Origin of the sequence: Pseudoalteromonas sp. SWYJZ12, assembly GCF_015864395.1 — a bacterium.
Classification (GTDB): domain Bacteria; phylum Pseudomonadota; class Gammaproteobacteria; order Enterobacterales; family Alteromonadaceae; genus Pseudoalteromonas; species Pseudoalteromonas arctica.
Genome location: NZ_JADYXH010000008.1, coordinates 24724 through 43514, shown reverse-complemented (window position 1 = coordinate 43514; position 18791 = coordinate 24724). Strand labels below are relative to the sequence as shown.

At 39.3% G+C, this 18791-nt stretch carries 14 protein-coding genes; 8 read left to right on the top strand and 6 right to left on the bottom strand.

Annotation, left to right across the window (positions count from 1 at the left end):
- Complete coding sequence (locus I6F42_RS11205) at positions 1–2154, bottom strand: FAD-dependent oxidoreductase (RefSeq protein WP_197152166.1); 2154 nt, start codon at positions 2152–2154, stop codon at positions 1–3.
- Positions 2155–2178: 24 nt separating this feature from the next.
- Positions 2179–4539, bottom strand: coding sequence for a TonB-dependent siderophore receptor (locus I6F42_RS11200; RefSeq protein ID WP_197152165.1), 2361 nt, complete (start codon positions 4537–4539; stop codon positions 2179–2181).
- Between the two features lie 426 nt (positions 4540–4965).
- Between I6F42_RS11200 and I6F42_RS11195 the strand changes: the two genes are divergently transcribed.
- Both I6F42_RS11195 and I6F42_RS11190 read left to right on the top strand, forming a co-directional pair.
- Complete coding sequence (locus I6F42_RS11195) at positions 4966–5379, top strand: hypothetical protein (protein ID WP_007581772.1); 414 nt, start codon at positions 4966–4968, stop codon at positions 5377–5379.
- Between the two features lie 287 nt (positions 5380–5666).
- Entirely contained in the window at positions 5667–8183 is a 2517-nt protein-coding gene (locus tag I6F42_RS11190) for a plasma-membrane proton-efflux P-type ATPase (RefSeq protein ID WP_197152163.1), read from the top strand.
- 116 nt (positions 8184–8299) lie between these two features.
- Here I6F42_RS11190 and I6F42_RS11185 read toward each other — a convergent pair whose 3' ends face one another.
- A complete protein-coding gene (locus I6F42_RS11185; protein WP_007581776.1) occupies positions 8300–8725 on the bottom strand; it encodes a hemerythrin domain-containing protein in 426 nt (141 codons plus the stop codon).
- Positions 8726–9074: 349 nt separating this feature from the next.
- Between I6F42_RS11185 and I6F42_RS11180 the strand changes: the two genes are divergently transcribed.
- Genes I6F42_RS11180 through I6F42_RS11170 form a run of 3 tightly spaced genes read left to right on the top strand, consistent with a single transcriptional unit; the run spans position 9075 to position 9892 of the window.
- Positions 9075–9332, top strand: coding sequence for a hypothetical protein (locus I6F42_RS11180; RefSeq protein ID WP_165725043.1), 258 nt, complete (start codon positions 9075–9077; stop codon positions 9330–9332).
- Positions 9333–9387: 55 nt separating this feature from the next.
- Positions 9388–9645, top strand: a complete 258-nt coding sequence (locus I6F42_RS11175) for a hypothetical protein (protein WP_008165783.1) — start codon at positions 9388–9390, stop codon at positions 9643–9645.
- A gap of 28 nt (positions 9646–9673) precedes the next feature.
- Entirely contained in the window at positions 9674–9892 is a 219-nt protein-coding gene (locus I6F42_RS11170) for a DUF6500 family protein (protein WP_007377212.1), read from the top strand.
- 36 nt (positions 9893–9928) lie between these two features.
- On the opposite strand, the gene I6F42_RS11165 is transcribed toward I6F42_RS11170, so the two are convergent.
- Positions 9929–11848 carry a GGDEF domain-containing protein gene (locus I6F42_RS11165; protein WP_197152161.1) on the bottom strand — a complete coding sequence of 640 codons (1920 nt, stop codon included), beginning with the start codon at positions 11846–11848 and terminating at the stop codon, positions 9929–9931.
- A gap of 178 nt (positions 11849–12026) precedes the next feature.
- Positions 12027–13682 (bottom strand): RluA family pseudouridine synthase, encoded by a 1656-nt coding sequence (locus I6F42_RS11160; RefSeq protein ID WP_197152160.1) that lies wholly within the window; start codon positions 13680–13682, stop codon positions 12027–12029.
- Between the two features lie 321 nt (positions 13683–14003).
- Between I6F42_RS11160 and poxB the strand changes: the two genes are divergently transcribed.
- From poxB to I6F42_RS11145, 3 genes are all read left to right on the top strand, one after another.
- Positions 14004–15728 carry a ubiquinone-dependent pyruvate dehydrogenase gene (gene poxB, locus I6F42_RS11155; RefSeq protein ID WP_197152159.1) on the top strand — a complete coding sequence of 575 codons (1725 nt, stop codon included), beginning with the start codon at positions 14004–14006 and terminating at the stop codon, positions 15726–15728.
- A gap of 146 nt (positions 15729–15874) precedes the next feature.
- Complete coding sequence (locus I6F42_RS11150; protein ID WP_010553645.1) at positions 15875–16393, top strand: TetR/AcrR family transcriptional regulator; 519 nt, start codon at positions 15875–15877, stop codon at positions 16391–16393.
- The gene (locus tag I6F42_RS11145; RefSeq protein WP_197152158.1) at positions 16393–17451 is read left to right on the top strand and encodes an alcohol dehydrogenase family protein; all 1059 of its coding nucleotides are present in this window, start codon (positions 16393–16395) and stop codon (positions 17449–17451) included. The genes I6F42_RS11150 and I6F42_RS11145 overlap by 1 nt, the downstream gene beginning before the upstream one ends.
- Positions 17452–17512: 61 nt before the next feature.
- Here I6F42_RS11145 and I6F42_RS11140 read toward each other — a convergent pair whose 3' ends face one another.
- The gene (locus I6F42_RS11140) at positions 17513–18739 is read right to left on the bottom strand and encodes a threonine/serine exporter ThrE family protein (protein ID WP_010553647.1); all 1227 of its coding nucleotides are present in this window, start codon (positions 18737–18739) and stop codon (positions 17513–17515) included.
- Between the last annotated feature and the right edge of the window lie 52 nt (positions 18740–18791).

Genomic DNA, 18791 nt, shown 5'->3' with positions numbered 1-18791 from the left:
TTAACCTCGACGCCAAGTGTGGTATTTTTCAAGCAAGTTAAGCACTTTTTCAGGTGCATGAGCGCGTTTCCACTCACCTGCTGCGTATTTATTACCTTCAGCCCAAGTAGGGTAGCTGTGTATAGTACCCAATATTTTATTAAGACCTAAGCCGTGTTTCATTGCCAGTACAAACTCAGCAATTAAATCGCCAGCGTGTTCAGATACCACGGTAACGCCCAATATTTTGTCTTTGCCTTTGGGTGTAATCACTTTAATAAAGCCTTTTGTAGCGCTGTCGGTAATTGCACGGTCTAGCTCTTCAAATTCAAAGCGAGTAATTTCGTAGTCTATGCCTTTGTCTTTTGCGTCTTGCTCGTTTAAGCCAACACGTGCAACTTCTGGGTCAATAAACGTAGTCCACGGAATAACACGGTAATCTACTTTAAACTTTTTAAGGTGACCAAATAAGCCATTTACCGCTGCGTACCAACCTTGATGGGCTGCCACATGTGTAAACTGGTATGGACCTACAATATCGCCTGCTGCAAAAATATTTGGGTACAGTGTTTCTAGGTATTCGTTAGTTACTACTGTGCGGTTTGTTTCAATGCCTAGCTCTTCAAGACCGTAACCTTTTAGGCGCGCACTTCGACCAACAGCACATAATAGCTCGTCATATTCAATATCTATTTCTTTGTCGTTATGTTTAACAACAATATATTTTTTACCATCGCGCGTTTCACAGCGAAGTGCTTGGTGCGATGTTAAAATATTAACGCCACTTTCGGTTAACGCTTCGTGAGCAAAAGTAGACACTTCAAGGTCTTCTTTGATCATGATGCGTTCGCTCATTTCAATTTGCGTAACACTTGAACCTAAACGTGCAAAGCTTTGTGCTAATTCGCTACCAATTGGACCACCGCCTAGTACTACAAGTTTTTTAGGTGCCTCATCTAATTCTGCAAATTTATTCCACAATGTATCGCTTGTTACATAGCCAGTTTCTTCAATACCAGGTAGTGGCGGTACAAATGGGCGTGCGCCAGTGGCAATTACAATGGTGCGCGCCGTGAGTGTTTGCGTGCCACCGTCGTTAAGTTTAATTTCTACAGTCCACGGGTCTATTAATTTACCGTAACCTTTTACTACATCTACGCCTAAGTCGGTGTAGCGCTCAACACTGTCGTGTGGTGCTACATCTGCAATTACTTTGTGTACACGTGCCATTACTTTTTTGAACGAAAACTGCGGTGTCGCATTTTCTAGGCCGTAGTTTTCACCATGGCGAATTTGTTCTGCAATTTTAGCGCTTTTAATGACTGCTTTACTTGGAACACAACCATAGTTTAAACAGTCGCCGCCCATTTCGCCCGCTTCAATAAGGGTTACTTTTGCTTTAACAGCAGCAGCAATATAACTTGTTACCAAACCACCTGCGCCTGCACCAATAACAATCATGTTACGGTCGAATTTTTTAGGCTTAGTGTAGTTTTTGTATACGCGACGTTTTTTAAACACGTTTAAGATTCCTTTTGCAATGAATGGGAATATACCCAATAAAGCGAATGATAAGATTAAGTTGAATGATAAAATTCCAGATAAGCTCTCTATTTGCGCCAGTTGTGTACCTGCGTTAACAAATACAAATGTACCGGCGAGCATACCTGCTTGGCTTACCCAGTAATAAGTCCATGACTTTATTGAAGTAACACCCATTAGTAAGTTGATTAAAAAGAACGGAAACACCGGCACTAAACGAAGAGTAAATAAGTAAAATCCACCTTCTTTTTCAACGCCTGCATCAATTGCGGCTAAGCGCTCAGGAAAACGTTGTTTAATAGTGTCGCGTAGTAAGTAACGCGATACTAAAAAGGCAAGTGTTGCGCCAATAGTTGAGGCAAAAGATGCAACCAATAAGCCTTCAACTAAGCCAAATAATGCACCTGCTGCAAGTGTCAAAATAGCCGCGCCCGGTAAAGAGAGAGCAGTTACTACTACGTATAGTAAAAAGAACCCACCAATAACTAGTAATGGTGACTGCTCTTTGTATTGGTTAAACTGATCCATCGATCCTTTTAAGCCATCAAGCGTAAGTAGTTGGTGTAAGTCAAAATGAAAGAACAGGCCGACGGCGGCCGCTGCAATCAATAATAGAAATATTTTTTTAATCATGTTCTCTCTCTTTCAAACTTGTCTTTAAAAATTATGGGTAAGCGTAAGCTTGGCGTTAATTGGCAACTCAGGAAAAGCTAAAGTTGCACCAAAGTAACCGCCTTCAAATACTGGGCGCCAGTTTTTTTGATTCGTTACGTTGTTCACATCTAATCGTAACTTGGTACTAGGCGTAAAAGCATAGCTAGTATTTACGTTTAGTGTGTACTGATCACGAATTTTTACTGACGCCAAAAAGTCTAATGGGTAACTCTTTGTATATAGACCTGAAAAACCCGTTTGCCATTTCGAATTAATTGAATAATTTCCGTTAAAGCTGAACGATTGCTCAGGGATACCCTGTACACGGGTGTTTGAAGGTGCAAAAGCGGTAAAGCTAGGTGCGCCAACACTGGTACCTTCAATAATATCTGGACGTGAGTTGTCAAATGCATCGGCTACTTGAGCTGAATCTTGGCTACTTGCAGAATTATCGTAGCGAGCATCAATATAGCTGTAGCCAGCACTTAGCCAATAAGGGTAAGCATCATAAAATACTTGGCTTTCAAAGCCGGTAGTACGAATGCCGGTATTGCTACCATCGCGATTACGTAAACTACGACGTTGGCTGAATACTGCTCCATCGGCGTACCAATCGCTGTCGGTTGGTGCGTATTTTAAACCAAATTCAACTAAGGTATTTTCGGTTGAAAAGTTTTGCGCGCTAATCGTGTTGTCGCTACCAAGAGACGTGCCGCCAGCCATGCTATTTGATGTGGCTTCGTTGTAACTTGCTGCGCCATAAGTGGTGTAATCACCGTTTAATCGGTAGTTAAAGCTTATTTGCCCAGAATGTAGCTTATCGTTAATGCTATCGCGAGCTGCAATTTCACCCTCTGGTGCTATTGGGTCGTGCGCGTCTACATCATAAAAATCAATGCGGTAGCCAACACTTGTATGAAACTTATCTGTCCAATCTGAATCTTGCTGAATAGCAAAACCTGTTTGCCATGAACGCGAATCAGTAGTGTCTGATAAGTTAAAGTCGCCACTGCCGTCATTATTAATATCATATTGACCACCAGGGGATACAAATACACCTGGGCTAATTTCAATTAAACGCGCTTGTTGTACATCAGTTAAAGGAATGCGGCGGTTTGAAAGTGGGCCAGTTAAATCAATAGGTAAATCGGCTTCTGTTGTAAATTGGCTGTAGCCTAATACGCGGTTATAACGCACATCAAATGCAAAAATTGTTTGCTGGTCGCTATTCCAAAGATAGGTAAGCTCGGTACGGTTTTGCGCGGTGTCGGCACCATCTATAATTTCAACAAAGCTATTTTGTGCAATTTCTTCACGTTGTAAGTGCTGAAAATACGTAATGTTTTTTATTGATGCATTGTTTGAAAGTTCACGCTTATAAATGCTGTGTAGTAAATAAGTAGTGGCTTCGTTTTGATTATCAGGGTCGGTAAGCACTGTACTGCGATCTATTTTTACTTGCCCAGTTGGTGAGATTATTGAACCTGCTGCCGGTACAGTACTGCCGTTTGCTTGCACGCCTTGGCCGGTAATATAAAGGCCATTATCTATTAGCGCTTGAGTAGGGCGGTTAATACCTGCGTTATCGGTAAATTCAACTTGGTATAACTCAAAGTTAATATCCCAGCTGCTCTTGTCATCGGGTAATACGCGTAATGATGCAAATAAGCTGTCGCTCTTTGTGCCCGAAAAGTCGTAGTAGCTGCCGTTATCTATGTGTTCAGCGCTTACTCTAAAACCTACTTTATCTTTTACAATGGGTGCACTGTAATCCACTAAAACACTGTACTGATCCCATCGACCTGCAGATACCGTTGCTTTGCCTTTACTTTCGTCAGTTGATGCTTTTTTAGAATGTAAGTTTACAAAACCACCGTTGCGTTGGCTTGAGCCAAATAATACCGGCGGCGCGCCTTTTACCACATCTATCTGTTCTATAGAGTTGAACGATAAGGGCACACCAAAGCCGTTATTACCGGCTTGGCGGCGTGTGCCATCTTGAAAAAGCTCACCTAATTGCCCACGAATAGTAGGTAAACTAGGTGCGCCAAAACCACTGGCTGAATATGTATTAGGGCTTACTGCGAGCACGTCTTGTAAAGTCGTAATATTGAGTTGCTCTATTAACTCGCTTGAAATTGGTGTGACTGAGCGGGCTATATCTTGTAGGGCTAAGTTGTCGCCAAAAGGGCCGTCTACAGTGGCGTTTTTAACCGAAAGACCTTGAGATTTAATAACTTGGCCTGCCACCTCAATGCGTTCTATTGCGCCATCTTTTGTTGTTTTTGATTCTTCGGCTGCAAAAGCATTCAGTGGTGTATTTAATATGGTGGCTAGGGAAAGTGCTAAATATGCGTGTTTCAAACGTTTTCTCTCTACGGTTAAAATGTTGTTGGCGATAAAGACCGAAAGGATTAAAAATAAATTTCAGTAAAATTTCGATTCTTTTTGTTTTTTAGAACATAACAAAACAGATGTATTATAAAGGTGGTAATTAAGTACTATAGTTTTATCAGTCGATAAAATATCAATAGAGCGATTGTATTAGAGTGAATGTAAATATTTGCTTTTAATGGGCTTTTTTAATTATAGACTACTTTTCACCTGCTAACATTTTAAAGTTGTTAACTTTTACGCAGCATTTTTTAATTCCTAAAATAAGCTTCACTTTTATTACTACAAAGCTTAATTACTTTTTTAGTTAAAATAATTAAATTTTTTTGAAATAAAAAATAACTTATACGGTCTAGGTTACTTCAACGTTTATTAATATTCATTTAAGGAAATTTTATGACAGGTTCAATGAGTTCTGATGTGCAAAACCGTTTGCAATGGTCACTTTTATCTTTGCGTTTAGGCGTATTTATTGTAATGGTTATGTGGACGTTCGATAAATTCGTAAACCCTGGTCATAGCGCACGTATTTTTGAACATTTTTACGGTATTAGTGGCTCATCTGACATAGTTGCTTATGTTATCGGTGCTCTACAACTTGTATTAGTATTGGCATTTTTAGCGGGTATTAAAAAGCGCATAACTTACGGTATCATTTTTGTAATGCATGGCTTATCTACGCTTTCTTCGTACAACCAGTATATAGATGGCTTTAACAACTTATTATTTTTCACTGCATGGCCAATGTGGGCTGCGTGTTTTGCACTTTACTTATTACGCGACCAAGACGTAAAATTTACTGTAAAGTAATAAAACAATAGCTATACCCTTAAGGTTGTAGCTAAAAATACATTGGGCTGAGTTATTTACTATTTCAGCCCAATGTATAGCCTTTAAGTACTTCTTTTAATAATCCAATCTCTTTGTCATCTTCTAAAAATAATCCTTTTTATATTATTTCATCTTAAATATTGCGTTAGATCAAAGTTAATATATTTGTAAGAACAATATCGACAGCTTTAGTTTATGTTAGCTATACGGTTAGTAGGTTTTAATTACCTCAAGTTATTCAACTCAATGTTGTATAGAAGGCTCGTATGGGAAAGGTCAAAATTTCGTCAGTGCATCAGTCATCAAATCGTTCAGTAAACAAGTCTTCACATAATCAAAATTGCGATGAATGGAGCAAGCTCGATTTAGCACAATTACAAGCAAAGCTAAAAACATCATCCGACGGGTTAAGCCAAACTGATGCCACACAAAGATTGGCACAATATGGACCTAACGAACTAGTTGAAGAAAAAACAAACCTACTACTCAAATTTTTATCTTACTTTTGGGGACCAATACCGTGGATGATCGAGGCTGCTATTATTTTATCGGCGCTTGCTAAGCACTGGGCTGATTTTTTTATTATTCTTGTATTATTGTTGTCCAACGTATTGGTTGGCTTTTGGGAAGAGCATCAAGCGGGTAATGCAATTGCCGCATTAAAAGCAAAATTAGCCAACAAAGCACGCGTTCGCCGCGATACTCAATGGCAAAATTTAAATGCCAGCGAGCTTGTACCAGGTGATGTTATTAGAATGCGGATGGGCGATATAGTGCCTGCAGATGCGCGTTTGCTCGATGGTGATTCAGTAGAAGTAGATCAATCATCACTTACGGGTGAGTCGTTACCGGTTGTAAAGTCGGCGGGTGAAACTGTTTATTCGGGCTCTATTATTCGCCAAGGTGAAATAGAGGCAATAGTATACGCAACCGGCGCTAATACCTTTTTTGGTAAAACAGCACAGTTAGTGCAAGGGGAGCGAACCGCAAGTCATTTTCAGCGTGCAGTGCTTAAAATTGGTAATTATTTAATAATGCTTGCTGCGGCTTTAGTACTGCTTATAGTTATTGTTGCTTTGTTTCGCGATGATCCAATGATCACCACATTGCAGTTTGCACTGGTATTAACTGTTGCTGCAATACCAGTTGCAATGCCAACAGTGCTATCAGTTACTATGGCTGTAGGCGCTCGTTTATTGGCTAAAAAGCAAGTGGTTGTAACGCGTTTAGCTGCAATTGAAGAGCTAGCAGGTGTTGATATTTTGTGTTCCGATAAAACCGGCACATTGACACAAAACCTATTAACGTTAGGTGACCCGTTTTATATCGAAAACTCAATAAATAAAGGCTCTGCTGAGCAAGTTATATTGTACGCGGCATTAGCATCTCGCTCAGAAAATAACGATCCGATTGACTTAGCAGTATTACAAAGTGTAAAAGCTGAGCAGCATCTAGATTCTTATCATATAGAGCATTTTCAGCCATTTGATCCTGTGAGCAAACGTACTGAAGCATTAATTAAAAATGCTGATGGCAAAACGTTTAAAGTGACCAAAGGTGCACCGCAGGTTATTTTAGCTTTATCGGCTAATATTGAGGCAGTTAAAACTCAAGTTGAGGCATCGATAGATGAATTTGCAGCGCGTGGGTTTCGCTCTTTAGCGGTTGCTAAAACAGACGAGCAAGGTAAATGGCAATTTATAGGTGTATTGCCGCTTTTTGATCCACCGCGTGAAGAAGCAATACAAACCATTGCCGATGCAAAAGAAATGGGTATGAGCGTTAAAATGGTCACGGGCGATCAAGTGGCCATTGCGCGCGAAACTGCAAGTAAACTGGGTTTAGGGACAAACATTCTTGATGCTAGTGGATTTGGTGCAACTGAGCATCATCAAGCCACACAGTTAGATGACTCAATCGAGAGCGCTGACGGATTCGCACAAGTATTTCCTGAGCATAAATACCATATTATTGATGTGCTTCAGCATAGAGGGCACATTGTTGGTATGACAGGAGATGGCGTAAATGATGCGCCAGCACTTAAAAAAGCTGACTGTGGCATTGCTGTATCGGGCGCTACAGATGCAGCGCGGTCAGCAGCATCAATCGTGTTAATGACCGATGGCTTGTCGGTTATTATTGATGCAGTTAAAGAAAGCCGAAAAATATTTCAACGCATGAACAGTTACGCTATTTACAGGGTTGCTGAAACACTGCGCGTATTACTTTTTATGACAATGGCGATATTAATTTTTAACTTTTATCCGTTAACAGCAGTCATGATTGTGATGCTTGCTTTACTTAACGATGCCGCCATTTTGTCTATTGCATACGACAATGTGCATTATCAAAATAAGCCCGAAACATGGAATATGCGGCTCGTTTTAGGTATTGCATCTGTGCTGGGAATTGTAGGGCCAATTGCAGCCTTTGGTTTATTTTACTTAGGAGATAAAGTATTTGAACTCGACCGTCCTCATCTTCAAACATTAATGTACTTATTACTTTCTGTAGCAGGGCATTTGACTATATTTTTAGCGCGTACCCGAGGTCCATTTTGGTCTATTAAACCGTCTGCTATATTAATGGTCGCCGTATTTGGCACGCAAGTTATAGCAACACTTATTGCTGTTTATGGGGTGTTTATGACCCCACTAGGATGGGGATGGGCACTTGCTGTGTGGGCATATGCTTTGGTGTGGTTTTTTATTAACGATGGTTTAAAGCTAGTGGCGTATCGAATTTTTGATCCGACAGAAGCACCCTTACTAGAGAAGAGTTAGCACATAGGCTTAAAAAATGGTTATAAGCCAAGTGGCCTATAACCAATAGTACACAAGGGAGTGTATATAAGGTGGTTCAATTATTTGTGAGTAAAGTTACTCACAAATAAAAAGTATTAGTGCATTGCATCATTATACTGCTTTGCCAAGCTTTGTTTTTGCCCTTCGGTTAGTGCTTTACCCGCTAATTGAAATACTTCGTGTTCTTCTTCGCTTAAATGATGATGTACTAAATGATGCAGTTTTTTAGCTGCAACTAACCATGCAGACGAGCTCATTTCGGTATCTTCAAGTTGTTCAATTAATTCATCAATTTCGTGATGTTCAGCTACGCTGTGGCGCGCTTTTTCATGAGTTAAGTCATCAAACATAAGTGGATTGTAAAAGTAACGTTCTTCAAATTTTGCGTGTTGTTCTAATTCTGTTTTTAGCTCGTCCATTAGCGTGTGGCGCTGCTCTGTGTCGCCGTGCGTTTGAATAAGCGCATCTACTAATTCTCGTTGTTTGTCATGGTCATGACGTAGTGCTTCAAAAATATTCATAACTAGTCCTTTTACAATTTATTTGCTTATATCACTAAAACTAGCAAACTAAATGCCAAATATTAAGTTGATGTATTTTATTGCTTTTATTTTGATTTTTTATTTCTAGGCTGCTATCACTGTAAATTTTACAGTGATATGAATGCAATAATTTCAGGCTTTTACGTAGTTCAATTATAAAAGGAGTATAAATTCCTACAGAACCTTACAAATATTTACTGGTTGTTTATTTTATTGCAGTGATAAAGTAGCAACATTATTTAGGTACAATCTATATGTATTACTCCCACATATAATATCAATCGGTATAAATGCAGGTAGCACGTTAACTTAATAGGATAGTTTAAGGATGAACATAAAAAGCCCCATCGCCGCATTATTGCTGTGCGCTTTACTAAGTGCCTGTAGTACAGCCCCACGTTCTGACCCTAACTTATGCATTGAAGAGGCTGAAACGGTTGATCGAAATGGCGCTCAAACAAGCTCAGAAGTTTATAATCAATGCATTAGCGCACAAATTAAAAAGGATGAAAAAAATGACACTTTTTTTGATATTATCGGTACGTTCTTTTTTGAATTTTTTGTAATGGTGGTAGAAAGTAAATAGGCTAACTTACAGCTGTAATTTAAATTAAATAAGTTGCGTAAAAATAGGATTAGTTATGAAACAATTATTGATAGCAATTCCACTTTTTTTATTACTAAGCGCTTGTGCGGCGCAGCCTTACGCAGGCTCGGCAAAATGTATGGAACAAGCAGATATTGCATACGAAACCGATACACGTAAAAATGAGACATTAGATAATGAATGCAAAGCTGCAAAAGTAAATACGCCTAATAAAGAGCTTGAGAATCATGGCTTGGTTGATAGAAGCCTTTTGCAGCTAATCGTTAGCGTTTTAAATGGCGTATTTCAGTAATACAGCATTAATATGATTAAAGGTATGTATGAGGGAAGAACTAAGAGCAAAAATAATTACCGTGTGCGATAAAAAAATAGCAGCTAAAGGCGAAAATGTAGGGCTTTCTTTTTATGCATTTTTTGCCAATAAAAACGACGACCCAGAGCTACTTATGGAGGCCGCTACTTGGTGGATACACACCCATAAATTAGATCATTTTGTAAAAGCACATAAAATTAAACAGATGGTTTTAGACGGACTTTAGTCAAGTAAATGAGCCAATACTTTTAGCTGTGCTTATTTAATCAACAACGACTTGGTTTCTTCCGTTTTCTTTTGCTTTATAAAGTAATTTATCTGCATGTTTAATAAGAACATCTAGTGTGCTTTTTAAAGGGCCACTTACAGAGGCCCCTGCACTAAAGGTGATTTTTGTATCACTAGGAAGGTCTTCTATATTACTGCAATGCTCGGCGAAGCTAATGGCGAGTCGGTTAAATATATCGCGAATTATTCGTTCATCAACCGTATTTAGTGCAAATAACCATTCTTCGCCGCCGTAACGACCAAACTGATGATCATTACATAGTGTTTCTTTTGCAGCTTTTGCAAAGGCAATAAGAACTAAATCTCCAACATCGTGACCAAAATGGTCGTTAACTTTTTTAAAATAGTCTAAGTCAACAATTGCTATCGTCATTTTACCTTCATCAAGCTTTGCTTCTGCTGCGCGCATTATTCCTCTGCGATTAGAGCAATTTGTTAGATAATCTGTTAATGAAATATCGTGATATTTTTGACGTTGTCGAGCTTGCCGATAAAATAAAAATAATGAAGCAATCACTAAAATAAAAGCAATAGCAGCGCTGAGTCGCCAAATTATTTTTTGTTGGTACTCTTCTTTAGCTTGTAGTTCACTAATGTCTTTTTCGTACTCTAGTTGCTGTATTTTTTCTTCTTTTTCTTTTACTTCAAACTGCACCTGTAGTGTTTTTATATTATTTTCACTGGTAGCTTCGTAGTGTTTTTTTGTATAAAGGAGCTTTTGTTCAATTGCTTCAAAAGCCTCGTCAGTGTAGTTAAGGCGTCGCTTTAGCTCATAGCGTTTACCTAAAAAATCGGCTTTATAAATACTGCGGCTGAATTTATCTAATTTTAAAAACACCTCATCGTTTGCTTCATTTGCTCTCTCGAGTAAATCTAGTTTTATATATATGTCAGCTAACAAAATGAGCGATGCGAGTTGCATGTCGTGAACACCTGCAGAACGAGCAAGCTCAATGTTTTCTTTAGTTAGAGTTAAAGCTTTATCGTAATTTGCTTGTAAGTACTCAATACTGGCAATTGAGTACTGAGCAAAGGTTAAGCCTTTTTGCATATTAACTTTTTTGAAATAGAGCAATGCTTTGTCTAGGTATATTAAGGCATCTTTAGGTTTTTTTATCTCGAGCAATACATTGCCTAAGCTCCAATATGCTTTTGAGGTAAAAAGCCCATCTTGTGTTTGCTCATATGCAGCAACCGCTTTTTTTGCATAATATACGGCTTTGTCTTTTTCGTTTAGATAATTGTATGCATCGGCTATTTTTCTAAAAAAGTATCCTTGAGATGCTGAATCATCATCTTTTAATGCTAATTCTAACCCCTCTAGTGCAACATTTAGGGTCTTTTTCAATGCATCTGTATCGGTGTAATAGTAAGCAAGTGCTCGTAAAATAATGATTTTTTCTTTAGTTGAATGCTGTTGCAAGCTCTCTTCTAATTTTGTGGCTAGCGTGTGTGCTGGAGCTGGGTTTGGCTCTCTCGCTAGAGACTTGAGTTGTGATTCGAGAAATAATAAATATACACTTTTTTGATTTGGTAACTCTTTGTTCTTTAAGTAATAGGATAAGTGTGTGTTTAACGCTTCGTATTTTTCTTGTCTAAAAAGTAACTCCGCATACAAAGCGGCCGCTTCTAGATGAAGGTTTTCCCAATTTTGCTCTTTGCTTATTTTAAACGCTTGAGTGAGTTTGTCTTCATTTTGAAGATAGTCTAATTCATTCAGTTTTATGTTGTTGATCAGGACTTGAGTCGTGTCAAAGTCTAGCGCATGTAAAGTTGCACTTAATGAGTCGCCGTTAGCTGAGGCAAGCTTACTTAAAAGTAAAAATAAAAGGAGAACAATATACTTTGCCCATAAAGTATTACCCAAAACCTTTATTTGTGTATTGTTAGTCATGTTAATCCTTTGCTGACTTATTTTTATTATTGAAATACTTATTCACATTGCTTAATAAACTTGGGTTTGAACAGTTTTTTATACTTCTCATTGAAAAAACAAGACCACAAACGATATCAATTAAATTAATAAAAACCAACACATTGAATAATATAGTCGTTGTAGCTATGTGTTTTTATTAAAAATCTGCAGCTACTTCAAACTCTAATCGTTTAAGTGTAATTGGGTGAGTAAATGCTAAGTATTCTGCGTGTAAATGTAATCTATCGGCTTTTTGTCCGTAATGTGTGTCGCCTATAATTGGCATGTTTAAACCTAAACTGTGTGCGCAATGCACTCTTAATTGATGAGTTCGCCCTGTTTTAGGGTATAACTGTAATCGGGTAATGTTGTTGTTACGCTCTAAAACCTGCCAGGTAGTAAGCGACGGCTTACCATGTTTGTAACACACCATTTGGCGCGGTTTATCATCAAAGTCGAGCATTAATGGTAAATCAATTACTCCGCTATCCTCAGCTACGTTACCATTAACTAACGCGACATAACGTTTATCTATGGTGCGTTCAATAAACTGCTTTTGCAGTGCTTTGTGCACGCGTTTATTAAGTGCGATCATCAATAACCCTGAGGTCGACATATCTAACCTGTGCACAATTAGCGGGCCTGAAGCCTCTGGAAACTGCGTTTTGATTCGCATATAAACTGAGTCATCAATATTAACGCCAGGCACAGATAAAAACTCAGCGGGCTTATTTACCACAAGTAAGTCGTCATCTTTGTAAACAATACTTAAATCTTTACCCTGAGCTGGGTTGATAAGTAGCGGGTTATCTTCAACGTTTAAGCCCTTTAGCATGTGCCCAAGTATTGGTTGGCATTTACTGTAACAAGAAGGGTAGTAGTTTTTATGCTGCCTAATTGCTGATTTAGGTGCTGCTCCCCACCAAAACTCTGCCATAGCAAGTGGTTTTAAACCATGCTTATAGGCGTATTGTAATAATTTAGGCGCTGCACAATCGCCAGCACCCGAAGGAGGAGTGTGCTCAGGTAATGCTGCAAAAATAGCATTTAAGTCTGTAGTTTCACCATTTGCATTTAAAAATTGGTACTGCGCAAATAACTTTTTTTGTAAGCTTTTAGAAAGCGTTTTACGGCGCTTTTTTAAATGAGCAATTTCATCAGAAATATTGATGTGTGTTTGCTGCAGTGACTCGATTATATTTTGCCAATAGGCTTTAAGTGCCAGCAGTTGCTTTTTTTCTACGATACTTTGCCCTGCAAGCTTATTTTTTAACTGCTCAAAATCACTTTCGCTAAGCTCTAATTCGCCTTCGGTACGTTGTATTTTACGTTGCTGGCGACCGGCTTGCATTACTGCCTGTTGGGCTAATAGTGCTTGCTGGTAGCTTTGTGTTGCATCATCAAGTTTGCTATTAACTTCATGCAGTTGTTCACTATTTTCTAACTGCTCAATTTGAGCATTAATATCGTTAATTATTTTACTTTGAGTCAAATAGCTATCGTCTTGCAGCTGCATGCTAGAAACAGGCGGCACAAAGCTAATATTACCTTTATCACCTTCAATTTGCCCCGAATAAGCACTTAAAAAGCCTAATTGTTGCTTAGCATTTTGCACCACTAAAACCCCAAACATTTTACCTGCATTTTCTGCTTTTAAATGCGTTAACGTTTCAAGCTGTTGCTGTAATTGTTTTGTGGCTGCTACAGCTAAAGGTTGCGGCTCGTAATAAAAAGGGAAAGTAAACTTTTCAGGAAGCGCGAGAGAATCAATATTTTGAGAAAATAATGTAAAGCACGAAGCAGAATTTGACATAGAAGTAAGAGAAAAGCATTCAGTAAAATAATTGAGCGCATAATAACATATTCATAGTTAAGCCACTAAAAATCTCGCACCCGCATATTCATAAACACTTTAAAGCGGACATTCATGTTTTATGTATCAGTATGGGGGCGCAGCAAACCTAGGAGTATAGTTTGTTAGTAAAGTCTCAGTAGTAATATATCTATCATTATCAGAATACCTAAGCTTATCGATTCTCAATAATTGAGCGCATTTCGAAACGATGACTTACTTGATAGAGCAGAGGCGAAAAATCAATTTACAGAATAACTGAATATTTAGGAGTTCTATATTATGAGTCAAAATATCGCAAGTTTTATCACTAAAACCCTCGAACAAGCTGGCGTAAAACGTATTTGGGGAGTAACTGGCGATTCACTTAACGGCATTAGTGAAAGCCTGCGAAAAATGGGAACAATTGAATGGCTAGGAACGCGACATGAAGAAGTTGCCGCATTTGCGGCCGGTGGCGAAGCGCATTTATCAGGCGAGCTTGCAGTGTGCGCGGGTTCTTGCGGCCCAGGTAATCTTCATTTAATTAACGGCTTATTTGATTGTCAGCGCAATAATGTACCGGTATTAGCTATTGCCGCACACATTCCTTCATCTGAAATTGGCAGTAGTTATTTTCAAGAAACCCATCCGCAAGAATTATTTAAAGAATGCAGTGTATATTGTGAAATGGTTTCGAGCCCTGAGCAAATGCCGTACCTGTTAGAAACCGCAATGCGACAAGCAATATTAAATAAAGGCGTGAGTGTACTTGTGCTACCTGGCGACATTGCATTAAAAGATATGCCTAAAGCTATCAAGCCAAAATGGAACGTGCCAAAACCAGCAACTTATACCCCCGCTTTATCTGATATTGAAGCAATGGCGACTCATCTTAATAAAAGTAAAAAAGTAACCTTATTGTGTGGTGCTGGTTGTAAGGATGCCCACGACGAAATTGTTGCGCTAGCCGAAAAATTACAAGCACCGATAGTGCATGCCATGCGCGGTAAAGAATTTATTGAGTACGATAACCCTTACGATGTTGGTATGACTGGGTTTATTGGCTTTGCGTCGGGCTATCATGCAATGCAAGAAGCCGATACGTTACTTATGATTGGTACTAGTTTTCCTTATCGTGCTTTTTATCCTGAAAATACCACCATATTGCAAATTGATAATCAGGCTGCGTCACTTGGGCGACACGTGCAAATTGACTGTGGCGTGTTAGGGGATACTAAAAATTCAGTGACCACATTGCTTGATTATATTAAAGGTGAACGGACAAGTTCGCACTTACAAAAATGTGTTAAAAATTACAAAGAGTCTCGACAAGATCTTGATGAACTAGCCAGTGGCAAAACCTCGCAAAATTTAATTCACCCGCAATACCTAACGCGTTTACTAAACGAGCAAGCGGCTGACGATGCTGTTTTTACTTGCGATGTAGGTACGCCAACAGTGTGGGCTGCGCGTTATTTATCAATGAATGGTAAGCGCCGCTTAATTGGATCGTTTAATCATGGCTCTATGGCAAATGCCATGTCGCAGGCAATGGGGGTTCAATCTGTAGATAGAGACCGCCAAGTCATTGCAATGTGTGGCGATGGTGGCTTTTCGATGTTAATGGGCGATTTAATCTCGCTTAAGCAGCTTAATTTACCAATAAAGATTGTTGTTTATAATAATCGCTCACTTAGTTTTGTGGCCATGGAAATGAAAGCCAGTGGGTTTTTATCAAGCGATACCGATTTAGAAAACCCAAGTTTTGCTAAAATTGCAGAGGCCTGTGGATTAAAAGGGATTCATGTGGACGACCCTGAAAAATTACCATCGGCAATGAACGAGATGATGAATCACTCAGGACCTGTTGTTTTAGAAGTCGATACTGCAAAACAAGAGCTTTCAATGCCACCGCAAATTAAATTAGAGCAAGCAAAAGGCTTTAGCGTTTACATGATGAAGGCGCTGATAAACGGCAAAGGAAACGAAATTATAGAGCTTGCCAAAACTAACTGGTCACGCTAAGTGAGTTACTTTTCTTAGAAATTGATAGCGCTCTAAAATTGCACGAGTGCTAATTAATAAAACCGTATAATTTTTTGAATATTGACCATGTAGAATGAATGCTCTACCATGTAGGTAGAGTGTTCGTTCTACATAGGTTTGATACTATGCTTAAACAAGAAATAGCAGGGGCTTTAGAAGTCGCCTTTAGTCAGTATGGCTTTGCTGAGCCAAGCGTCGCAAAATTGCAAAAGCTGAGTGGCGTTAGCCTTCGCACGCTTTACAAATATTACCCTTCAAAACAAGCTATGATCGTTGCTGCACTTGAGTATCGACATCAGCGCTATATCGCATTTTTACTCGAAAACGCTCCAGCTAAGGGAGCCGATTGCATAGTGCATATTTTTTCACGATTAAAGCATTGGATGGAGCAATTTGCCCCTAATGGCTGTTTGTCGATTAATGCGCTTAGTGCTTTTCCTGATGATTTAGAAGTTAGTAGCGCCGTGCAAAAACACAAAAATGAGGTGAGGCAACTGCTTGCACAGCAAAGTCTACAGCAGTCACTTGCCGATGTTTTATTTTTACTACACGAAGGCGTTTCGAGTGCATGGCCTGTAATGGGTGACATCGCCGTTATTTCTGCGCAGCAGAGCGCTTTATTACTAATGAAGGGGAAAAGCTAATGACTCATTTACCAAAAACTATGCAAGGTGTTCAGCTTACAGGGCATGGTGATTTTAGTATGCTTAAATACGCGGCTAACATAGCACTGCCAACACTTGGCGCAGACGATGTTTTAATTAAAGTTATGGCAGCGGGTGTTAATAATACCGATTTAAATACGCGTTTAGCTTGGTATTCTAAACAAGATGAAGGTAGTGAAGATGCAAGCTGGTCTGGTAATGCTCTGGTATTTCCACGTATTCAAGGTGCTGATGTGTGCGGTGTTATTGTTGCTGTTGGCAATAATGTAAAGCCAAATAGAATTGGCGAGCGTGTACTTATTGAGCCTTGTATTGTTAATGCTGCTGGTAAAGAGCTTGAAACACCGTGGTATTTTGGTTCTGAATGCGATGGTGGTTTTGCACAATATACCTCTGTTGATGCAAGTCATGCTTATAAAGTTAATAGTCATTATAGTGATGTGGAACTTGCGTCATTTCCTTGCTCGTACTCCACAGCCGAAAACATGCTTTATAGGTCTAACGCAAAACACGGCGAAACCGTTTTGATTACTGGTGCATCTGGTGGCGTAGGCTCAGCTGCTGTGCAACTAGCTAAAGCGCGTGGCGCATACGTTGTGGCTGTTACAAGTAAAAGTAAGGCGCAGCAATTAAAAGATTTAGGTGCAGATAACGTTATTTTTCGAGAAGACGATTTAGTCCAAGCATTAGGGAAAAACAGTATAGATGTCGTTGTTGATTTAGTTGCTGGTGAGCAATGGCCTAAATTATTAGACGTATTAAAACCTAAAGGGCGTTATGCGGTTTCGGGTGCAATTGGTGGCCCGTTAGTTGAGCTTGATATACGCACACTTTATTTAAAAGATTTAAGCTTTTTTGGCTGCACAGTGTTAGAGGCTGGGGTATTTGAAAACTTAATACGCTTTATTGAGCAAGAAAAGGTAAAGCCAATCGTGGCGCATACTTTTCCTCTTACACAAATAGTAAATGCACAGCAGGCCTTTAGTGAAAAACAACACGTGGGTAAGATTGTATTAACTATCCCTCATAGTGATTAAGTTTATTTTAAAAGCTCGCTATGCTGTAAAAACGCAGCGAGCTTTTGCCTCAAAGGGTGTTTTACAAACTCTTTTTAGGCGGAAGAGCTACGTTTGCAAATATTAGTCCTGCAACAAGCGACATAAATATTAAAAACGTTTGTTGGCCTATGTGCTCTGCATATACAAAGTCTTGGCCTTCAATGAGTGAGTTTAAGCCAATATACGTTTTGCTTCCTGGTACTAATACAATCAGGCCTTGCATGGCAACAATAGAGGCCGGCGCATTAGCAACGCGGTTAAACAAGTTACTAAATATACCCACCGATAAAGCACCTACAAACGTACCTAACGTGTAATCAAGGTACATAGCCGAGCCAATACTGGTGCCATACGCTATAAACCCTGATGCAATAGACCAAACCGCGTGCTTAAGTTTGGTTCTAAAAATAACGATTAAGCTGCTACAAAGTAAAAATATAGCCAGCCATGCGGTCCACTTTGGTAATGGCTCAGGTTGTACAAAGTCAGCTTGCCCAAAGAGTGCAAAGCCAATACCTATGCCAATAAAACCGCCAAAATACAGTTTAAATAGCAGCATAAACGAGTCCATGACTCGCGCAGTACCTGACACTAAATGCCGTGCTGCCAGCTCAGCTAAGCCAAGCGCAAGTGCTAAACCGGGTATAAACACAATAATGGCCGAAAGTACCACCAAGCGTATGTTTATTTCAGGTGTTATGTATACGCTTACTGCACAGGCAAGTATTGCTGATATTATGGCCACTAATGGCTCAAGCATATGAGCTACGCGTTTTGAGCGCCCAGACCAAAGTACAAACACATAAACCACTAAAGTAAGAAGCGATGACCAAATAACATCAGTCCAGCTAGTACCCATTAACATTGCAAACGCACCACCAGAAGTTGCAAACGCAACGCCCGTAACAAGTTTATTGTATGGGTTTGGCATTACAAAAATAGCGTCTAGTTGCGCATCAACTTCTTGTAAACTTAGCTTGTCGTCAAGCATTTGGTTTACAAGGTCGTCGGTGTCGGCAAGTGAGCCTAAATCGTGATCGCCAGGGTCTACACGTGCAACATGGGTATATTCGTCTTCGTGGCCATCGGTCCAAATAACAAACGTTACAGAGGTTGGCGACATAACAAACGACGATTTAAGTCCTAAGTATGTAGCCACTTCCATTAGGTGGGCTTCTAGGCGGTAAGCAGGCGTACCATACTTGTGAAGCATCTTACCCAATTTAACGATAAATTTGCGTTTTTCTGTAAAGGTTGCAGTTTTCAAATCTTTTTGGACCAAATATTGCGATAACTAAGCTAAAAATATAGACAATACA

Coding starts and splice junctions, on each gene's coding strand:
- I6F42_RS11205 (WP_197152166.1), bottom strand. CDS start 2,154: ATGATTAAAAAAATATTTCTATTATTGATTGCAGCGGCCGCCGTCGGC.
- I6F42_RS11195 (WP_007581772.1), top strand. CDS start 4,966: ATGACAGGTTCAATGAGTTCTGATGTGCAAAACCGTTTGCAATGGTCA.
- I6F42_RS11190 (WP_197152163.1), top strand. CDS start 5,667: ATGGGAAAGGTCAAAATTTCGTCAGTGCATCAGTCATCAAATCGTTCA.
- I6F42_RS11185 (WP_007581776.1), bottom strand. CDS start 8,725: ATGAATATTTTTGAAGCACTACGTCATGACCATGACAAACAACGAGAA.
- I6F42_RS11180 (WP_165725043.1), top strand. CDS start 9,075: ATGAACATAAAAAGCCCCATCGCCGCATTATTGCTGTGCGCTTTACTA.
- I6F42_RS11175 (WP_008165783.1), top strand. CDS start 9,388: ATGAAACAATTATTGATAGCAATTCCACTTTTTTTATTACTAAGCGCT.
- I6F42_RS11170 (WP_007377212.1), top strand. CDS start 9,674: ATGAGGGAAGAACTAAGAGCAAAAATAATTACCGTGTGCGATAAAAAA.
- I6F42_RS11165 (WP_197152161.1), bottom strand. CDS start 11,848: ATGACTAACAATACACAAATAAAGGTTTTGGGTAATACTTTATGGGCA.
- I6F42_RS11160 (WP_197152160.1), bottom strand. CDS start 13,682: ATGTCAAATTCTGCTTCGTGCTTTACATTATTTTCTCAAAATATTGAT.
- poxB (WP_197152159.1), top strand. CDS start 14,004: ATGAGTCAAAATATCGCAAGTTTTATCACTAAAACCCTCGAACAAGCT.
- I6F42_RS11150 (WP_010553645.1), top strand. CDS start 15,875: ATGCTTAAACAAGAAATAGCAGGGGCTTTAGAAGTCGCCTTTAGTCAG.
- I6F42_RS11145 (WP_197152158.1), top strand. CDS start 16,393: ATGACTCATTTACCAAAAACTATGCAAGGTGTTCAGCTTACAGGGCAT.